The sequence below is a fragment of the Bradyrhizobium sp. JR3.5 genome, from assembly GCF_054057015.1.
This window is the reverse complement of the sequence record NZ_JBSRYV010000002.1, coordinates 3,534,624-3,551,581: the sequence shown is the minus strand read 5'-3', so window position 1 is coordinate 3,551,581 and position 16,958 is coordinate 3,534,624. Positions and strand designations below refer to the sequence as shown.

Sequence of the window (16,958 nt, the reverse complement as noted above, 5' to 3'; positions counted from 1 at the left end):
GCGCGCCATCGCGACAGGAAGGCCGCGATGACGACGCCTTACTCTGAAGACGACTGGACGAACGCAAACCCGCAAAAGAATCTGCGGCGGCGCAAAAGAAATTTTTGGTTTGTTAGGAAATCGAACGGCGCGGCGCCGATTCGGCGAATGTCGTCAGCTCATCAGCACCACACCGCCAGGCAGCGATGTGATCCGCGCGCCGAACAGTTGCTCGACCTGGGCGACAAAATTGTCGAGCTTGTCGACCTGGAAAGTGCCGTTGACCAACCGGCGTTTCAGTTCCGCGTTGGTAATGATGATTTTTCCGGCGCGGTACCGGTTCACTTCGTCGACGACGCTCGCCAGCGGCCGGTCGCGGAAGATCAACAATCCGGTCTGCCAGGCCGCGACTTGCCTGGCATCGACCGGAAGCGACGCCTGCAGGCCTGCGCGTGAATAGGTGACCTGCTCTGCCTTGCGAAGCTGCACGGAGCGGCCGTCCTGCTCGACGGTGACGATGCCGTCGAGGCACGTCACCGAAACGACGCCATCGAGGCAGCGCGCGTTGAAATCGGCCTGCAGCGTGCTGATGCGTCCGTCGCGTGCCAACATCACCAGCGGCGTCGACGACGACCTTCGGGCGGCCACCGAGGCCTCGCCGAAAATCAATTCGATCCGCGTCTCGTTTGGCGTGGGCCGCAGCGCGAGACTAGTCTGGGTGTTCAATTCGACCGAGATGTCGGGGGCCAGCATCACCTTGCGCTGTTCGCCCTTTCCGGTCCGGTAGTCGGCCGAGAGCTCCTCGATCGACGGCCACATGTCGAGTGGCGGGCGGATCATCACGTAGCCGGCTGTGGCCGCGATCGCGCCACCGAGCACGATGCGGCGTGTCAAAGGGCGCGACGGTCGGGACGGCAACGCCACGACGGAGGCGGAGGCCGTTTCGTCGGCAAGCTCCTTGGCCGCGGCGCTGGCGCTGCGAAGCAGCCGGGCAGCCTGCCTGAACGCTTCCTCGTGGCCGGGACTTTGCGCGCGCCAACGTTGCAACGCGTCGACATCGGCGCGCGTCGGCGCGCCGGCTTTCAGCCGAACAACCCAGTCAAGCGCCTCGTCCAGCAACGGATCGGGCCCGGAAGTGCGGGTCGGCTCGGTCACGACGGATTGCTCATCACCCTGCTCGCCAAACCTCAACCTCCCAATCGCGTCGAGCACATAGCGAAGGTCGCTATATAGACGATTCCGACGGCAGCAGGGCACCGCAATCGGCCGTTGGGCACAACGCAACCAGAAACATCCGGCAATCGCAGCTTGCACCGGGTCGCGTGCCGGCAGTCCTCGCGGCGATCGCATGCCAGGCCGACCAGGCCTGCACGTGTTTTCAGGCGGCGCAACACTTCCGGCGAACCTTTCCCAGGTACCCAAACGGTCCTTATGAGATCGCTCTCTACCCTATAGATGACGGAAAGCCCGCTATCCCGCAGAACAGAGGTTGAAAATCCTGCAACTTGTGCCCCCTGATCTCAGGTCAAGCGCCTGCAGTTGTTGGAAATAGTTCCGGCAACAAATTTCGACGGCCGGCTCCGCGTGACAGCGCGCGTCGCGGCCACGGCGGGATCACGTGCGGGGACGAGGACCGCCGAGACGACGGATCAGAGTATAATCGAGACAATCGGCACAATGGCTCAGGGCCAACTTCAAATCGCTTTCCACCGTTCGCACGCTGACACCGAGGCGGGTCGCGACATCGCCCGGCGTCCGTCCCTCGATCGTAATACTATAGAGCACATCGCGCGGCCGCTCCGGCAATTCGGCCAACGCACGCTTGAAGGCATCAACATCGGAGCGCGCCTCGACGATTCTCGCCGGGCTCGGTCCGTCGTCGCTGACGTCGAGCAATGAATCGATTTCGGCCGCGCTGACGCGGAGATTCTGCGCCTTCTGGCGATCCCGGGCGATGTTGATCGCGATACGGAAGATATAGTCGGCGGGGCTGCGGATCGGCACGGCGTCAGTGACCCGCTCCAGCCGCAGGAACGTCTCGTGCAGGGCTTCGTACGCGAAGTCCGACGATCCCAGACGGCGGGTCAATTTCTTGACCAGCCCGTCGTAGTTCTCTGCAAGCTGGCCCCGCAGCCGCACTCGATTGATTTCAGCCACGTTCCGCGGCCTCCCAGACACCAGCCCGATATCCAGATTGAATTGTTCTTGAAGCTGCCCGTCTCGTAACGGCCGCGCACAACATATTTATGACGGCAACAAGTCGACACCGAACGACACGCAAGCTGGTTGCATCGCGGTCACATCCAAACAATGAACTGCCGCTCGCGCTTGCGAAGCCGAAGGGGCCCGCGCAATTGGATCAGGCCGGGTCGAAGACCAAAGTGATCTGAATGTTGAGGCGGTCGGGCAGCGCCGACGGGATCATTGGCAGCGGCTGCGCGCGGCGGATCGCGTCGACGGCAGCCTTGTCGAGCACCGCCTGTCCGGAGCTGGTCTTGACCCAGACCTCGAGCAGGGTGCCGTCCCGCTGCATCGAAAACAGCGTCTCGACCGCCCCGTGCAGCCGACCGAGCCGCGCCGCGTTCGGATACCGCTGGTAGCGTGCCACGTGACGAAGCAGCGCCTGCTGAAATTTCACGGCGACACTGTTGGGCGGCGCATCGGCGGGCGACGGCGTCGCAAGCAGGCTCGGCACGGCTGGCTCCGCCGGCATCGGCTCCCGCGCCGGGGCCGCGGTCAGATTGTCGAACGGCGGATCGGAGCTCTCCAGGGACACCTCGGTCAGGCTCGCGAGGGTCGCGGTTTGCGGCTGCGACACGGGCGCAACCGGAATCGGCGCAGGTGATGGGCTCGGCAGCAACCGAACCTGGACGATCGAGCTCTGCTCCCGGCTTGCCTGTCCAGCCGGCGGCTGCAACCGGATCCAGTAAATTCCCCCGACGAACAACAGGGCCGCGATCGCCGGCACCAGAAGCAGACGCAGCACCTCGCCCGAGGTCCACGCGCTCGGATCCTCGGGATGAAACAGCAGCGTTATCGGCCTCAAGCCGCGCACGCCATCCGCTCCGCTGGTGTCGTTGTCGCTCATTGGAACGATTTCACCCGGATCGCGATCCGCACCGGCTGCGACGCATTCGCAGGCGTCGTTCGGCTGACGGTCAATCCTTGCAGCGCCGCGGTCACGGCGGCATCACGGCTCTGATCGCCGGTCGATCGCAACAGCCAGGTTCGCTGGATCGTACGCGAGGAATCGATCCACAGATCGACGACGAGCTGATAGCTGCCGCCGCGAGACCCGATATTCTTCTGCAACGCTTTCTGAAGGTCGAGCTGCAGGCTTTCGCTGTAGTCGCGCAGCGCGCCGGTATCGTTGCCGTCACTGGTCGCCCGCACCCGCAGCGTGCCGAGCGACAGATCCGCGGTCGCAAGCGGGCTCGCCGGCGGATGGTCGGCGCGCGCGGCGCGCGAAGCAAGTGTGATGGCGTCCGGACGAATGTACTGGACCTTCAGATCGGTTCCCTTCAGATGCAGGTTCAATGCTTCCCCAGGCGTGAGGGTCCCTTCGACCGGCGCCGACTTCCGGCCGGTTGCCGAGTTGCTCTCGTAAAGCACCTGCACGCCGGTGCGTTCGCCATAAGCCTGCAGCGCGCTTGCAAGCTGCTGGGACGGGATGTTGAAGTCGATCGGCGTGGATGTGGCAACGATCTCGCGCTGCTGCGCGGCGACCGCGCAAATGCCGCCGATCAACAGCGTCGCGCAAATCCCGAACAGATGCCGCAACCTCGCGGTGGCTCCCCGAGCGTCAGCGCCGATCGCAGCGCCCGCGCGTGCACCATATGATCCAACTGCCGTCATAACCTTGCTTCGGCCCAAAGTAACCGTGGGTGAAATTCGGCCAGCATGTCTGTGCGGGTTGACCTTCCGGCCAGCGAGCCTGCGTTCTTTATATCTGGAATGTGACGGCCGTCTAACCGGCGACATGATCGGCCGGAGTGACGGGAATTTGTGCTGACCTTTCAGCGCGAAAAGTTCCCGAACAGCGCCGGAGCGGCGCTGGGCTCCAGGCAAGCGCCGCGGCGCGGCCCAAAAAACGAGCGAGCGCTCTCTCAGAAAAATTGATCATCCCCCTTTTCCGAACCGCGGTTCGTGGGCTAGGAATTGAGCAAGGGCGCAAAGCCCGGCCCGGATCGGCAACCAAATGAAATGATCCGGGGACATAGCCAGGGAGGCAACGTGGGTCTCGCGCGTCAGCGGCCGGGGACGAATGCGTTCGCGATGGACGTGCTTTGCGCACGCATTCTCGAACGCCATCGGGATTCCATCCGGGTCCAGAAGCCGCATCTCGCCGTTCCGAACCTCACGCGCATCATCGGCGCGACGCTGACGCTGTCCAACAAGCACGGCTTTCACGCCACCACGCTGCGCCAGCTCGCGGAGGCGTCCGGCCTCAGCATGGGCGGCCTCTATACCTATTTCGACAGCAAGCCGACGCTGCTGTCGATGATCCTCGGCGAGGTCGCCGAAACGGCCGCCGAGGTCCTCACCGCGCCGCCCGCCAACGTGAAGCAGGATGCACGCAAGCACCTGCACTGGATCATCGCCACCCACGTTCGCATGAGCGAGGCGATGCAGCCCTGGTTCGTGTTCTCCTTCATGGAAGCAAAGTCGTTTCCGCCCGCGGAGCGCCAGCGCGCCATCGAGATGGAGGTGATGACCGAGAAGATCATCGCCGACGTCCTCAAACAAGGCGTCGCCAGCGGGGTGTTCGCCATCGACCAGGTCACGCTGACGGCATCGCTGATCAAGCCGCTGCTGCAGGACTGGTACGTCAAGCGCGCGAAGTACCGCAGACGCGGCACCTCGATCGAGGCCTACATCAACGCCGTCGGCGCCTTCGTCGACGCCGCGGTCGCCGGCAGGACGCGGCCCGGCCGCGTCGCGACCGGCTCCCGCACGAGATCCAGGCCGACGGCGCAGCCATAGCAGCAGGAAGGACGAGGCAATGAAGCGATTGCGGTTCAATCAACAGGAGATCGTCTTCGCCGTATTCGCCGTGCTCTTTCTGGCGTTCTCGATTTTCCTGCGCGGCTTTCTGACGCCGGAGAACATGCTGACGCTGCTGCAGAACGTGGCGGTGCTCGGCATTCTCGGGCTTGCCATGGCGCTGGTCGTGATCGGGCGCGGCATCGACATCTCGCTGATCGCAGCCCTCGCGGTGCCTCCGGGGCTCGTGCTGCAGATGGTGCAGAACGGCCACTCGCTGCCGGCCTCGCTGCTGACGGCCGTGCTGCTCACGATCGCCTTCGGCCTGGTCAATGGCTGGCTGATCGCCTACGCCGAAGTCCCTTCGCTGTTTGCGACGCTGGCGACCGGCCTGCTGCTCGCCGGCCTCGGACAGGCCGCGCTGTTTCAGCTCGACGTCGTGCAGTGGAGCGACGGCATGCAGGGCTTCGAGCGGCTCGGACAAGGCACCATCCTCGGTATCCCGACCTCGATCGTGATGTTTGCGATCGCCTGCGTGGTGGTCGCCTTCCTGCTGCGCCAGACGCGCTGGGGCGCCTACATCTACGCGATCGGCGACAATCCCTATGCGGCCCGCGTCACCGGCATCCCCTCGCGGCCGATCATCGTGCTGCAATATATCGTCGCGGCCCTGATCGGCTGCTTTGCAGGCCTGGTGATGGCGGCGTCGGTCAACTCGATGCCGACCCGCGTCTTCAATTCGACCCTGATCTACGACGTCATTCTCGTCGTCGTGCTCGGCGGCATCGGCCTGTCGGGCGGCCGCGGCGGCGTGCTCAACGTCATCATCGGAACGCTGCTGATCGGCACCATGCTGAACGGCATGACGATCATGGACATCTCCTACGCCGGACAAAACCTCGTCAAGGGCGTCGTCCTGCTGCTCGCCGTCATCACGGATTCATTCCTGAATCCGCGCAACGAAGAAACCGCACAGCAGGGCGACATCTGAACCAAATCAAAGAACGATCAATCACGACCAAGGAGGAAGCAATGAAATACGCTGTCAGGACTGCCAAGGTGATCGCCGCAGCGCTCGGGCTCGCGGCCATCGCCGCACCGGCTCTGGCCCAGCAGGGCCTGGACGAGCCGTTCCAGAAGCCGTTCAAGGAGGCGCTCGCCGGCAAGACGGTGGCCTACGTTCCGGTCGCCATGAACTTCGACCTCACCGAAGGCTGGTACGCCGGCATGAAGAAGGAGCTCGAGCCGCTCGGCGTCAAGTTCGAGATCCGCGATCCCAACTGGAACACCAATGCCGGCGCGCAGGCGGTGACCTCGCTGATCTCGGAGAAGCCGGCCGTGATGGTGATCCACAATCCGGACGTGCAGACCTACGCCAAGCTGCTGCAGCGCGCCGAGAACGAAGGCATCTACGTCATCCAGATCAACATGGGATCGGCCTATCGCTCGTCGGCCTTCGTCGGCGCCAACTGGATCGAGATCGGCGAAAAGGACACTGAAGCCGTGGTGAAGGCCTGCCAGGGCAAGTCGAACAAGATCGCCATCGTGCAGGGCGCGCTGTCAGCGGCGGCCAGCGCCTACACCCTCAAGGGCGTCGAGAACGTGCTCGCCAAGCATCCGGAGATCAAGGTGGTCTCGAGCCAGGCGGCCGACTGGGATGCCGCAAAGGCAAAGGCGATCACCCAGACGGTGCTGAAGCAGAATCCCGATCTCTGCGGCATCGTCGGATTCTGGGACGGCATGGACATCGGCACCGCGGCGGCGGTGAAGGAAGCCGGCCTGACCGGCAAGGTGTTCGTCGCGACCTCCGGCGGCGGCGAGCGCAAGGGCGCCTGCGAGCTCGTGAAGTCCGGCGCCTTCGACCTCAACCTGAGCTACGACGTGCCGACCCAGGCGGCGCAGATGGCAGGCACCATCAAATGGCTGCTGTCGTCGGGTGCCAAGGCCGGTTCGATCAAGGGTTCGGAATACACCACCCTGATTCCGATCACCAAGGAGAACGCGGACAGCCAGACCGCGTGCTGGAATCTCAGTGACCTGAAGAAATAGCCCGGCCATTCCCCGCTGGACGTCCCGGGCGCATCCCGCCCGGGACGTTCATCTCCCAAAATCGAACGCCTTGCTGGAATGCCGATGCGCGATACCCTGACGAGCCTGCGTTACCGCTATTGGCCAGATCATCTCCTCGGCGAGATCCTGTCCAAGCGTTGGACCGAGACCGCCATTCCGGTGATCCTGCTCTTGATCGTCGGCTTCGCGCTCAGCCGCTCCATCGATCACTTCCTGTCGCCGGCGAGCCTTGCCGACACTGCGCGGCAGGCCGGCGAGATCGGCTTCATCGGGCTCGGCATGGCGCTGGTGGTCATTGTCGGCGGCATCGATCTGTCGGTTGGCTCGATCTTCGCGCTGACGGATTTCTGCGCACTCTATCTGCTCGACGTGCTGAACTGGCCGGTGCCTGCGGTGGTGGTCGCCACCCTCGCCTGCGGCGCGCTGCTCGGCGCCGTCAACGGCGTCCTGATCGGATATCTTCGGCTCCGCGCCTTCATCACCACGCTGATCACCTTGATCATCTACCGTTCGGCGTTCGATTTGCTGATCCAGCGCTACTCCAATTCGATCGCCGCGGCCTTCCCGGACATCCCGTCCTGGAATTTCATCGGCGGCGGCGACGTGTTCGGCATTCCGAGCGTCGCCCTGGTCTACATCGCGATCGCGATCTTCGGCCATATCTTCATGACGCGGCTGCGCCCGGGCTGGCACATCACCGCGATCGGCGGCTCGCGCCGTTCGGCCTACAATTCCGGCATTCCGGTTCGCCGCACCATCGCGCTGTGCTATGTCGCGAGCGGCGTGCTGACCAGCATCGCCGCATTGTTCTTCGCAGCAAGGCTCGGCACCGTCGGCGGCGACATCGGCGTCGGCCTCGAGGTGATCGTGCTGACCGCGACCGTGCTCGGCGGCATCACGCTCGGCGGCGGCAAGGGCTCGGTCGCCAAATCGCTGGTCGGCGTTCTGATCGTGCTCCTGATCACCAACGGCCTGACCACGCTCAATGCCCGCGGCGGCATCAACCGCATGGCGCTCGCAGGCATCCTGCTGATCGCCGCGATGGTCGACATCCGCTGGCAGAAGAACCGCACCCGCATCATCAGCAAGGTCTATGTCGCGCCGACCTATCACGCGTTGCCGCCACCGCCGGCGACCGAGATCGGCCAGGGCGGTCCGTTCGAGCAGAACGACAAGCTGCGCGACGTCGAATTGATCGGCCTCGGCCGCATCGAGGCGCCGGAAGACGTGATCCTCGATCGCAACGACAATCTCTACGCCGGCTCGCGCCACGGCGACATCATGCGCTTCTTCGCGCCCGACTATCAGCGCATGGAGGTGTTCGCCCATATCGGCGGCCAGCCGCTCGGCATGGCGTTCGACCGGCAGGACAATCTCTATGTCTGCATCGGCGGCATGGGCCTGTACCGGATCACGCCCGACGGCACCGTGGAGAAGGCGACCGACGAGACCAATCGCAGCATGCATTCGGTGAACGACGACAGCCGGCTGCGGCTGGCCGACGACCTCGACATCACCGATGACGGCCTGATCTTCTTCTCGGAAGCCACCGTGCGCTACGAGATGGATGAATGGCCGATCGACGGCCTCGAGGCGCGCGGCAACGGCCGCATCATCTGCTACGACACCAAGACCGGCGCGACGCATACGGCGCTGCGCGGCCTCAAATTCCCCAACGGCATCTGCGTCGCCAGCGACGGCCAGTCGATCCTGTTCGCCGAAACCTTCGGCTGCTCGATCAAGCGGCTGTGGTTCGCGGGACCGAAGAAGGGCCTGGTCGAGGTGGTGATGGACAATCTGCCGGGCTATCCCGACAACATCAATCTCGCCTCCGACGGCAATTACTGGCTGGCGCTGGTCGGCATGCGCAGCCCCTCGCTCGACCTCGCCTGGAAGATGCCGGGATTCCGCCGCCGCATGGCCAAGCGCGTCCCGGTCGACGAGTGGCTGTTCCCGAACATCAACACCGGCTGCGTCGTCAAGTTCAACGAGCAGGGCAAGATCCTCGAATCGTTCTGGGATCTGCGCGGCGAGAACCATCCGATGATCACCTCGATGCGCGAGCATCGCGGCTACCTCTATCTTGGCGGCATCATGAACAACCGGATCGGCCGCTACAAGCTGACCAACGCAGACCCGAACTTCGTGCAGTATGACAAGCGTTGGGGGAAAGCGTCGTGATCGCGGCCGTCAGGGAATTCGCCAACCGCTTTCTCGGCCGCGGCGAGGCCACCATCACCGTGCCGTCGTTCGACGGCGCGCTCAAGCCGAACCAGAAACTGGAGGCCGCGACCACCTTGCTGGAGTGCGAGGCGCCCCAGGATCTCGCAACCGACGGCCGCAATCTTTATGTCGCCGACGGCCGGCGTCTGCTGCGCCTCGACGGCAGCGCTGCGACCGAGCTGCGCAGCTTCGAGCAGCCGATTTCGGCGCTCTGTGCGCTCGCCGACGGCGGCCTCGCCGTCGCGCTCGGCGGCCGCGAGGTGCGCCTCTACGCCAATCCCTCATCGGGCGAGCCGAGCGTGCAGTTCAGCGACGCCGCTTTCAATGCGATCAACGCGTTGACGCTGGCGGACGACGGGGCCTTGATCGCGACCGACGGCTCGACGACTTGCGGCGTCGACGATTGGGCGCGTGACCTGATGGAGCTCAACCGGAGCGGCCGCGTGTTCCGGCTCGATCCCAAGTCCCGCTCGGTGAAGCCGCTGGCCTCAAAGCTCGGCTACGCTTTCGGCGCCTGTGCGCGCGGCGATGGCGCGCTGGTCAGCGAAAGCTGGCGGCATCGTCTCGTGCTCGTTGCGGATGGCAGGCCGCCGCAGATCGTGCTCGGCCACCTGCCGGTCTATCCGTCGCGGCTGTCGAAGGCCACCGGCGGCGGCTATTGGCTCACCGCGTTCACCGCACGCACCCAGCTGATCGAATTCGTGCTGCGTGAGCCCGCCTATCGCCGTCGCATGATGGCCGAGATCGAGCCGGCTTATTGGGTGGCGCCGCGGCTGCGCTCGGGCTTCTCGTTCAAGGAGCCGATGCAGGGCGCGCACATCAAGACGATGGGCGTCATCAAGCCGTGGGCGCCGCCGCGTTCCTACGGCCTCGTGATCCGGCTCGGCGAAGACGGCAAGCCGCTCTATTCGCTGCACAGCCGGGTCGACGGCATCAATCATGGCGTCGTCGCGGCGCTCGAGCTGGGCAGCGACCTCGTGCTGATCGCCAAGGGACCGGGCCGCGTGCTGAAACTGCCCCTCGCCGGGCTCGCCGAGGAGGTCGGCTCATGAGCGACACCGTGCTTTCGCTGCGCAAGGCCACCAAGCTTTACGCCGGCGTGCCCGCCATCGAGGGCGTAGACTTCGAGCTTCGCCGCGGCGAGATCCACGCGCTGGTCGGCGAGAACGGCGCCGGCAAGTCGACGCTGACCAAGGTGATGGCCGGCGTCGTGACATTGACGTCGGGCAGCATGACGGTCGACGGCTCCGACGTCGCGCCGCGCACGCCGCTCGAGGCACGCAATCTCGGCATCGCCATGGTGTTCCAGGAGAACAGCCTGGTGCCGACCATGACCGTGGCGCAGAACCTGTTTCTCGGCCAGGAGAAGTTCTACAACCGGCTGCGCGGCATCTACATCGCCGCCCAGCAATTCCTGCAATCGCTGAATTTCGACGTGACGCCGACCGCGACCGTGAGCGGGCTTGGCGCGGCCAAGAAGCAGATGGTGGAGATCGCGCGCGCGGTCCTGCACAAGGCCAAGGTCATCATCTTCGACGAGCCGACCGCGTCGCTGACGCCCGAAGAGAAGAAGTATTTCTTCGACCTCGTCCGCGACCTCAAGAAACGCGGCGTCTCGATCATCTTCATTTCGCACGCGCTGGAAGAGGCCTTGCTGCTCGCCGACCGGATCACCGTGCTGCGCGACGGCAAGCACGTCATCACCGACGATGCGGCGAAGTTCGATCGGGCCGCGATCGTGCAGGCGATGGTCGGGCGCGACCTTTCCAACACGCTGTACGGCGCCAGGAAGACCAGCGTGCGGCCCGCCGGGGCGCGCGTGCTCACGGTGCAGAATCTCAAGATGGCGCCGATGGTAAAGAACAATTCGCTGTCGGTGTTCGCCGGGCAGATCACCGGCGTGTTCGGCCTGGTCGGCGCGGGCCGCACCGAAACGTTCAAGATCGTATCCGGTGTGTTGAAGCGCGACTTCTTCCATGGCGGCGAGATCCTGCTGCATGACAAGCCGGTGCGCTACCGGGTTCCGGCGCCGGCGGTGAAGGCCGGCATTGCCTATGTCACCGAGGATCGCAAGGTCGAGGGCTTCTTCGAGACCGCCTCGATCGCCCGCAACATCTATCTCGGCCTGCTCTCGAAGTTTCCCGCCGGCCGGATGATGCTGTCGCGGCGCGAGACCAACACGGTGGGCAAGACCTGGACCCAGCGGCTGAAGGTCCGCGCCATCGGCGACGAAGCCAAGGTGGTCGAGCTTTCAGGCGGCAATCAGCAGAAGGTGGTGATCGCCAAGTCGCTGGTGCAGGAGCCCGAGCTGATCATCTTCGACGAGCCGACCCGCGGCGTCGACGTCGGCGCCATTGTCGAGATTCACGAGTTGATCAACCAGCTCGCCGACGAAGGCAAGGCGGTGGTGGTGATCTCATCCTATCTGCCCGAGATCATGGCCCTCTCCGACCGCATCCTGGTCTCGCGCCAGGGCAAGGTGGTCGAGGAATTCTCGGCGGTCGAGGCGACCGAGGAAAAGATCATGTACGCAGCGATCCATTGAGGTGGCAACGCCCATGCGTCGCGGCCGGCTCGCCGCTCGCTGTCATGCAGCATCCGCTGCGATCCCGGCCACGTGCTACTTTGGGCCGATGGTTCCGGTCACCTTCAATCGCGCCGACCGCACCCAACCCGAGACGTCGTTGCCCGTCCCCGGATTGAGATACATCACCGACGACCAGCCATCATTGGTCTGCGCATAGGCGACGAGCTCCTCATTCGGAATGACGAACACGCCGCTGATCGGGCAGTGAAGATTCGGCGCCGAGTAGAATTGCAGCCGTCCCTTGCCCGTCACCACATTGGCTAGCGGCGGCGACAGCATCGGGACGCGGCTGGTGCCCGCCCGCGGCTCCTTGCAGCTCGACGGCGTCTGCGCGTGCACGGTCGCACCGAGGGCCCCCAGGATCAGGGCACTACAGACGATGCAGGCGAGAATAAACCTGTCCGACATCACTCAATCTCCTGGACCGCCGGAACGCGATCATCGGTCATTCCAGGATGTTTGTCGTCGGACGATGCGGGCAGGTTCTGCGAGATGCGACGAAAGTCTGCGCGGCGTCCAAGGGTAATGGAAAGTCCGCACGGGGCAAACGCTTCGCCAGTTGCGACAACTGGCGAGGCGGCCGGCTCAGCTATTGCCCGCGATGACGACGAGGTTGTTCAGTACTGGCGTCGAACAGAAGGCGACGACAAGCGCGATGTTGTAGACGTTGTTGCTGCGCCAAAGCAGCCACGTGACGAGGAACGTCAAACCGAGCTTAGGGACCAGCCACCACACGCCGAACCATGTCTGTGCCAGATGCATGAACGGGTTCAACTCACCCAATCCGAGATTCAGGATCACATTGGTCGACACCAGGTCGGCGTATCCCAGCAACAACGCGAGGAGCACCAAAAGACCTTTAACCCAATTCATTCCGAGACTCCCGATGGCGAAGATGCCGGATTGGCCAGATCACACTGTTGATAATGTCCACTCGCTCGGCAGGCACGAGGCCCGTTGCAGGATACTCGTCCGGCTTCGGCACCCAGGCAGTGCCGAACAGAATGTCCAGGAGTGGGAAGAAGGCTGCAAAGTTCTTGTCGCGATGCTCGGGATGGATCGAATGATGGATCCGGTGCCATTGCGGATTGTTGACCCAGGTCACAAACCGGCCGAGCGGGATACGGACGTTGAGATGGGCGCATGTATCGGGGATGAAGAAGATAAATCCGACAGCTATCGCCATGTCCGCCGGGACGCGAAACAAGATCGCCATAATCGGAAGGAAGGCGTCGGACAGCACCCTCTCAAACCAGAAATGCCGACCGCCGGTAATGAACGTAACGCCGTTCGCGCTGTGATGGAACGAGTGCATCGCCCAAAGAAACGGGATCGCGTGTTGGAGGCGATGGTATGTGTACTTGTAGAGATCGAGCGCGACCACGACGATTGCGAGAGAGACGTACCACCAGTAACCGTCGGTCGGTAACTTGATCCAACCGACACCAGCATAGCTCGCAATTGCGCCCGCGCTGATCGCCGCGATCGGAGCGAGCATGTGCGACAACCCGAGGCTCACGATCACCGCGAGCCAATCATCACGAAACTCGGGGTAAGGAACGTCCGCAATCGGCCACCTTTTTTCCAGGATGCGACTGCCATAGACGATGCCCAGAAATACCGCCGCGTAAAAGACGGCGTTTGCGATGTCACTCGGCATGAGGGATCACTCGCCGATTCAATAGGATGGACAAAAGGAATAAAAACACTCCGTCCCCTATAAGCTAAAAACCTTATTTTTTCTCAACGGTCGGGCGCGCGCAAGCAGGGTTTCTACGGGCGTGCGCCTCGCCCTTGAGCCCGATTCTGACGGGCCGTCGCGGCTGATGCGGCTACTGCCTGCTCGATCAAAAATGTCGGACGCGTTTGCTGCTTCTGCGCGGCGGCTACGGCAATCCGTTGGCCCGGAGTTAACGGAGCTGATCGTTCTACTCGCGGGCTCAATTCTGTTTAAGCACGCCGCGACTTGTGCCGGACGAAAAAGCCCGCAACGTCGCCGCGGGCTCTCTCCAAGGGTTCGGCGATGCCGGTTAGTGCAGCGAGCGGTCCGCCCGGACCGAAGCCCGTGCAGTCGTGACCTTGCTTCGCGGCGTCAGGACGTGGAGCTGATGCGGCGTGGCCGCGGTCGCGGCAGCCGCTGCCTGCTCGTGGACGTTGGCGGCGCCAAGCACGCCAGCCTGCACCGGCGAGATCGGCAATCCGGCGGCTTCGAACGTCGGAAGCTCGGCGGCGGACGCGACCGTTGCACTCGCGATCGCGAGGGTGGCGGCAATGATGGAAAGGGAAATCTTGGTCACTTGAAGGCTCCTCGATGGGTCTCGATGAGCAGAGGTAGGCTCACTTTGTTGCAATGCAATAAAGTTTATGCCGCATCGCACAAACATTTGATGGCCGCGACACGCCGACAACTGGAAACCGCGGCGCGGCCAATGCCCTTGCCGGGCAACAAGCCCGGCACGCACCGCGAAAAATCCAATGGAAACAAAGTTGAATGGCGCGCCCGGAACGATTCGAACGTCCGACCCTCAGATTCGTAGTCTGATGCTCTATCCAGCTGAGCTACGGGCGCATTTTTCGCGGTGGGGCATAAGCCCGCACGGCTCCGGGAGCCCCGGAGCGTCGCGAAAGAGCGCTCTAGCTACAGGCTCCCGGTCCGGTTGGCAAGGTCTGCAAGCGCCAATTTCGGCCGCGGTTTAAGCCGCCCTGGGTTACCGGAAAGGCCTCAGGCCCTGGCCCGCTCGCTGCGGACCGACAGCAGTTCCACCGGGCGATCCGGGATCGAGATCTGGAACGTGGCGCCGATGGTGCCCTCGACCAGATGGATATGGCCGCCATGGGCGCGGATCAGCTCGGCGGCGATCGCCAGGCCCAGCCCGCTGCCGCCGGGGCGGCCGGAGGTCTGGAACGCCTCGAACAGATGCTCGCGCGCCTTGGCCGGCACGCCGGGGCCGGTGTCGGAGACCTCGATGATCGCAACCGTCCCCTCGCGGCGGCCGGTGATGCGGATCTGCTGGGCCCCGCCATCGCTGTCCTGCCGGCTTTCCAGGGCCTGCGTCGCATTGCGCACCAGGTTGAGCAGCACGCGGAACAGCTGGTCCGGATCGGCGTCGATGGTGAGGCCGCGCTCGATCGCGCTGATCCAGGTGATCGAGACATCGGTTGCAAGCCCGGCAGACTCGCGCACCTCGGCAACCGCAGGCTCCACCATGATCACGCGGCGGTCGGGTGCCGCCTCCTGCGCGCGGCCATAGGACAAGGTCGACTGGCAGAAGGCGATGGCGCGCTCCAGCGAGCGCAGCAGTTTCGGCGCGAAGCGCTGCACCCGCGGATCGGGCACGCTGGCGAGCTGGTCCGATAGCAGTTGCGAGGACGCCAGCAGGTTGCGCAGGTCGTGATTGATCTTGGAGACGGCGAGCCCGAGCGCGGCAAGCCGGCTCTTCTGATGCAGCATCGAGACGAGGTCGCGCTGCATGTCCGACAACTCGCGCTCGGCGACGCCGATCTCGTCGCCGCGCTGGCTGGGCACGATGATTCGCGCCGAACTCTCCGGATTCTCGTGGAAGCCGACCAGGCTCGCGGTCAGCCGCCGCATCGGGCGGACGAACAGATAATGCAGCGCCAGGTAGACCAGGCCGGCGGTCAGGCCGGCGATCAGGAGCGCGACCACCAGAACGTTGCGCGAGAAGCGGTACATCGCCTGCCGCAGCGGTTTCTCGTCGATCACGACCTCGATGAATTGCGCCTGGCCCGGCGCGGGTCCGACCACGCGGATGGTCTGGTCACCGTGTTCGAGCATGATCTCGAAGGCATCGACGATCGCCGACCCACACCGTCATGGCCCGCATGTCGACATCATGGTCGATCGCGGCCGGCAGGTCAGCGCTGGCGAGAAGGCGGCGCTGCTGGCCGAGCTTGATGGCGACGGCGCGGGCGCCGATGCTGGTCAGGATCTGCCGCGCCAGCGAATCCGGCACCAGGCCGGAGGGGGCGGCATCGAGCACCAGCGCCGCGGTGTTGGCGGCAGCCAGGCGGTCATTGAGCCGGTTCATCCGGAAGTTGGCGATCGCCGGCACGTAGATCAGGAGCCCGGCGATCATCACCAGGGGGATCGTCAGCAGCAAAAGCTTGCCGGACAGCCCGAGCCGAAGGGGCGGCTTGGGCCGCTGCTTCTGTGCGGTCGCCTGATCGTCAGTTAGAGCCACAAGATAAGGCCTTGTTGGGCTTAGGGGTCGGAAGATGCGGCCCGGCCCCCAAGCCGGTCAAATTACGGATCGCTAATGTCGGCGGTTCCCCGAACGCCCCAAAGCGCTCCTCACCGTCAAAAAAACCCCGCGAAAACAGTTATATTCGCCCCAATTGCGACGTTTCAAAGAAGCCTCTTTGCGACGCCCTGTGACATTGACGAAAACAGGGCGCTCGCTTATAAGCCGCGCCAACTGTCCGCGATGGCCCGGTTCTTGACCGGGGGCGGCTCATTTGGGGCCGTAATCGGCTCGCTTGGGCCTGCCAGCATCATCGGACTCCATCTCAATACAACGGCAAATTGCCCGGTCAGCGGAGAATTACCCGTGAAGCGGACTTATCAACCCAGCAAACTGGTGCGCAAGCGCCGTCACGGCTTCCGCGCCCGTCTCGCCACGGCCGGCGGCCGCAAGGTCCTCGCTGCGCGCCGTGCGCGCGGCCGCAAGCGCCTGAGCGCCTGAGCCCGGACGTCTCCTCTCCGGAGATACCCATTATGGATCGGCTGAGGCAGCGGGCGGATTTCCTCGCCGTTGCCAATGGCGCACGGGCGAATACCGCAGCTTTTGTGCTGCAGGGCCGCCGTCGCGACGATCAAGGCCCGATCCGCGTCGGCTATACCGTCACCAAGAAGAACGGCACCGCGACCGAGCGCAATCGCATCCGCCGCCGGCTTCGCGAAGTGATAAGACGGGTCGATGCCGTATTCATGCGGCCGCACCATGATTATGTGCTAGTCGGCCGTCGTGACGCGCTGACCCGCGACTTTGCGACCATGATTGACGACCTGCGGTCGGCGCTGCGCCGCCTCGACCGGCCTGCGCCAAAGGCGGGTAACAAGAGCGCTCCCAATCCGAATGGAATGACGAGACCCTAA

General features: G+C 64.2%; 16 protein-coding genes, 1 tRNA gene and 1 pseudogene. 8 read left to right on the top strand and 10 right to left on the bottom strand.

Features of this window, described 5'->3' with window-relative positions; all coding sequences use genetic code 11:
- Positions 1-153: 153 nt before the first annotated feature.
- The 4 genes from ACVWW1_RS33845 to ACVWW1_RS33830 all read right to left on the bottom strand — a co-directional run bounded on the left by ACVWW1_RS33845 (position 154) and on the right by ACVWW1_RS33830 (position 3,759).
- On the bottom strand, positions 154-1,134 hold the full coding sequence (locus ACVWW1_RS33845; RefSeq protein ID WP_456658873.1) for a FecR family protein: 981 nt from the start codon (positions 1,132-1,134) through the stop codon (positions 154-156).
- 459 nt (positions 1,135-1,593) lie between these two features.
- Positions 1,594-2,136 (bottom strand): RNA polymerase sigma factor, encoded by a 543-nt coding sequence (locus ACVWW1_RS33840; RefSeq protein WP_456658872.1) that lies wholly within the window; start codon positions 2,134-2,136, stop codon positions 1,594-1,596.
- 202 nt (positions 2,137-2,338) lie between these two features.
- Positions 2,339-3,067, bottom strand: a complete 729-nt coding sequence (locus tag ACVWW1_RS33835; RefSeq protein ID WP_456658871.1) for a TonB family protein — start codon at positions 3,065-3,067, stop codon at positions 2,339-2,341.
- Entirely contained in the window at positions 3,064-3,759 is a 696-nt protein-coding gene (locus tag ACVWW1_RS33830; protein ID WP_456658870.1) for an STN domain-containing protein, read from the bottom strand. The genes ACVWW1_RS33835 and ACVWW1_RS33830 overlap by 4 nt, the downstream gene beginning before the upstream one ends.
- A gap of 495 nt (positions 3,760-4,254) precedes the next feature.
- Between ACVWW1_RS33830 and ACVWW1_RS33825 the strand changes: the two genes are divergently transcribed.
- The 6 genes from ACVWW1_RS33825 to ACVWW1_RS33800 all read left to right on the top strand — a co-directional run bounded on the left by ACVWW1_RS33825 (position 4,255) and on the right by ACVWW1_RS33800 (position 11,800).
- Positions 4,255-4,962, top strand: coding sequence for a TetR/AcrR family transcriptional regulator (locus tag ACVWW1_RS33825; RefSeq protein WP_176535260.1), 708 nt, complete (start codon positions 4,255-4,257; stop codon positions 4,960-4,962).
- A gap of 19 nt (positions 4,963-4,981) precedes the next feature.
- Positions 4,982-5,953, top strand: coding sequence for an ABC transporter permease (locus tag ACVWW1_RS33820; RefSeq protein WP_456658869.1), 972 nt, complete (start codon positions 4,982-4,984; stop codon positions 5,951-5,953).
- Positions 5,954-5,994: 41 nt separating this feature from the next.
- Positions 5,995-7,011: a sugar ABC transporter substrate-binding protein gene (locus tag ACVWW1_RS33815; protein WP_092122674.1), complete on the top strand. Its 1,017-nt coding sequence runs from the start codon at positions 5,995-5,997 to the stop codon at positions 7,009-7,011.
- Between the two features lie 78 nt (positions 7,012-7,089).
- Positions 7,090-9,213 carry an ABC transporter permease gene (locus ACVWW1_RS33810; protein WP_456658868.1) on the top strand — a complete coding sequence of 708 codons (2,124 nt, stop codon included), beginning with the start codon at positions 7,090-7,092 and terminating at the stop codon, positions 9,211-9,213.
- Positions 9,210-10,307 carry a hypothetical protein gene (locus ACVWW1_RS33805; protein ID WP_456658867.1) on the top strand — a complete coding sequence of 366 codons (1,098 nt, stop codon included), beginning with the start codon at positions 9,210-9,212 and terminating at the stop codon, positions 10,305-10,307. Before ACVWW1_RS33810 ends, ACVWW1_RS33805 begins: the two co-directional genes overlap by 4 nt.
- Entirely contained in the window at positions 10,304-11,800 is a 1,497-nt protein-coding gene (locus ACVWW1_RS33800; RefSeq protein WP_176534085.1) for a sugar ABC transporter ATP-binding protein, read from the top strand. The genes ACVWW1_RS33805 and ACVWW1_RS33800 overlap by 4 nt, the downstream gene beginning before the upstream one ends.
- A gap of 75 nt (positions 11,801-11,875) precedes the next feature.
- On the opposite strand, the gene ACVWW1_RS33795 is transcribed toward ACVWW1_RS33800, so the two are convergent.
- The 6 genes and pseudogenes from ACVWW1_RS33795 to ACVWW1_RS33770 form a co-directional block, all read right to left on the bottom strand.
- On the bottom strand, positions 11,876-12,250 hold the full coding sequence (locus tag ACVWW1_RS33795; protein ID WP_456658866.1) for a hypothetical protein: 375 nt from the start codon (positions 12,248-12,250) through the stop codon (positions 11,876-11,878).
- A 177-nt stretch (positions 12,251-12,427) separates the two neighbouring features.
- Positions 12,428-12,715: a DUF5658 family protein gene (locus ACVWW1_RS33790; protein WP_224924701.1), complete on the bottom strand. Its 288-nt coding sequence runs from the start codon at positions 12,713-12,715 to the stop codon at positions 12,428-12,430.
- Positions 12,702-13,502, bottom strand: a complete 801-nt coding sequence (locus tag ACVWW1_RS33785; RefSeq protein WP_176534087.1) for a sterol desaturase family protein — start codon at positions 13,500-13,502, stop codon at positions 12,702-12,704. The genes ACVWW1_RS33790 and ACVWW1_RS33785 overlap by 14 nt, the downstream gene beginning before the upstream one ends.
- A 370-nt stretch (positions 13,503-13,872) precedes the next feature.
- Positions 13,873-14,139 (bottom strand): hypothetical protein, encoded by a 267-nt coding sequence (locus ACVWW1_RS33780; RefSeq protein WP_176534088.1) that lies wholly within the window; start codon positions 14,137-14,139, stop codon positions 13,873-13,875.
- 195 nt (positions 14,140-14,334) lie between these two features.
- Positions 14,335-14,411 (bottom strand) — tRNA-Arg (locus ACVWW1_RS33775).
- 153 nt (positions 14,412-14,564) lie between these two features.
- Positions 14,565-16,044 (bottom strand): annotated as a pseudogene (locus ACVWW1_RS33770) (sensor histidine kinase).
- A gap of 366 nt (positions 16,045-16,410) precedes the next feature.
- Here ACVWW1_RS33770 and rpmH point away from each other — a divergent pair.
- Positions 16,411-16,545: a 50S ribosomal protein L34 gene (gene rpmH / locus ACVWW1_RS33765; protein WP_008542748.1), complete on the top strand. Its 135-nt coding sequence runs from the start codon at positions 16,411-16,413 to the stop codon at positions 16,543-16,545.
- Between the two features lie 32 nt (positions 16,546-16,577).
- Positions 16,578-16,958 carry a ribonuclease P protein component gene (gene rnpA / locus ACVWW1_RS33760; RefSeq protein WP_456658865.1) on the top strand — a complete coding sequence of 127 codons (381 nt, stop codon included), beginning with the start codon at positions 16,578-16,580 and terminating at the stop codon, positions 16,956-16,958.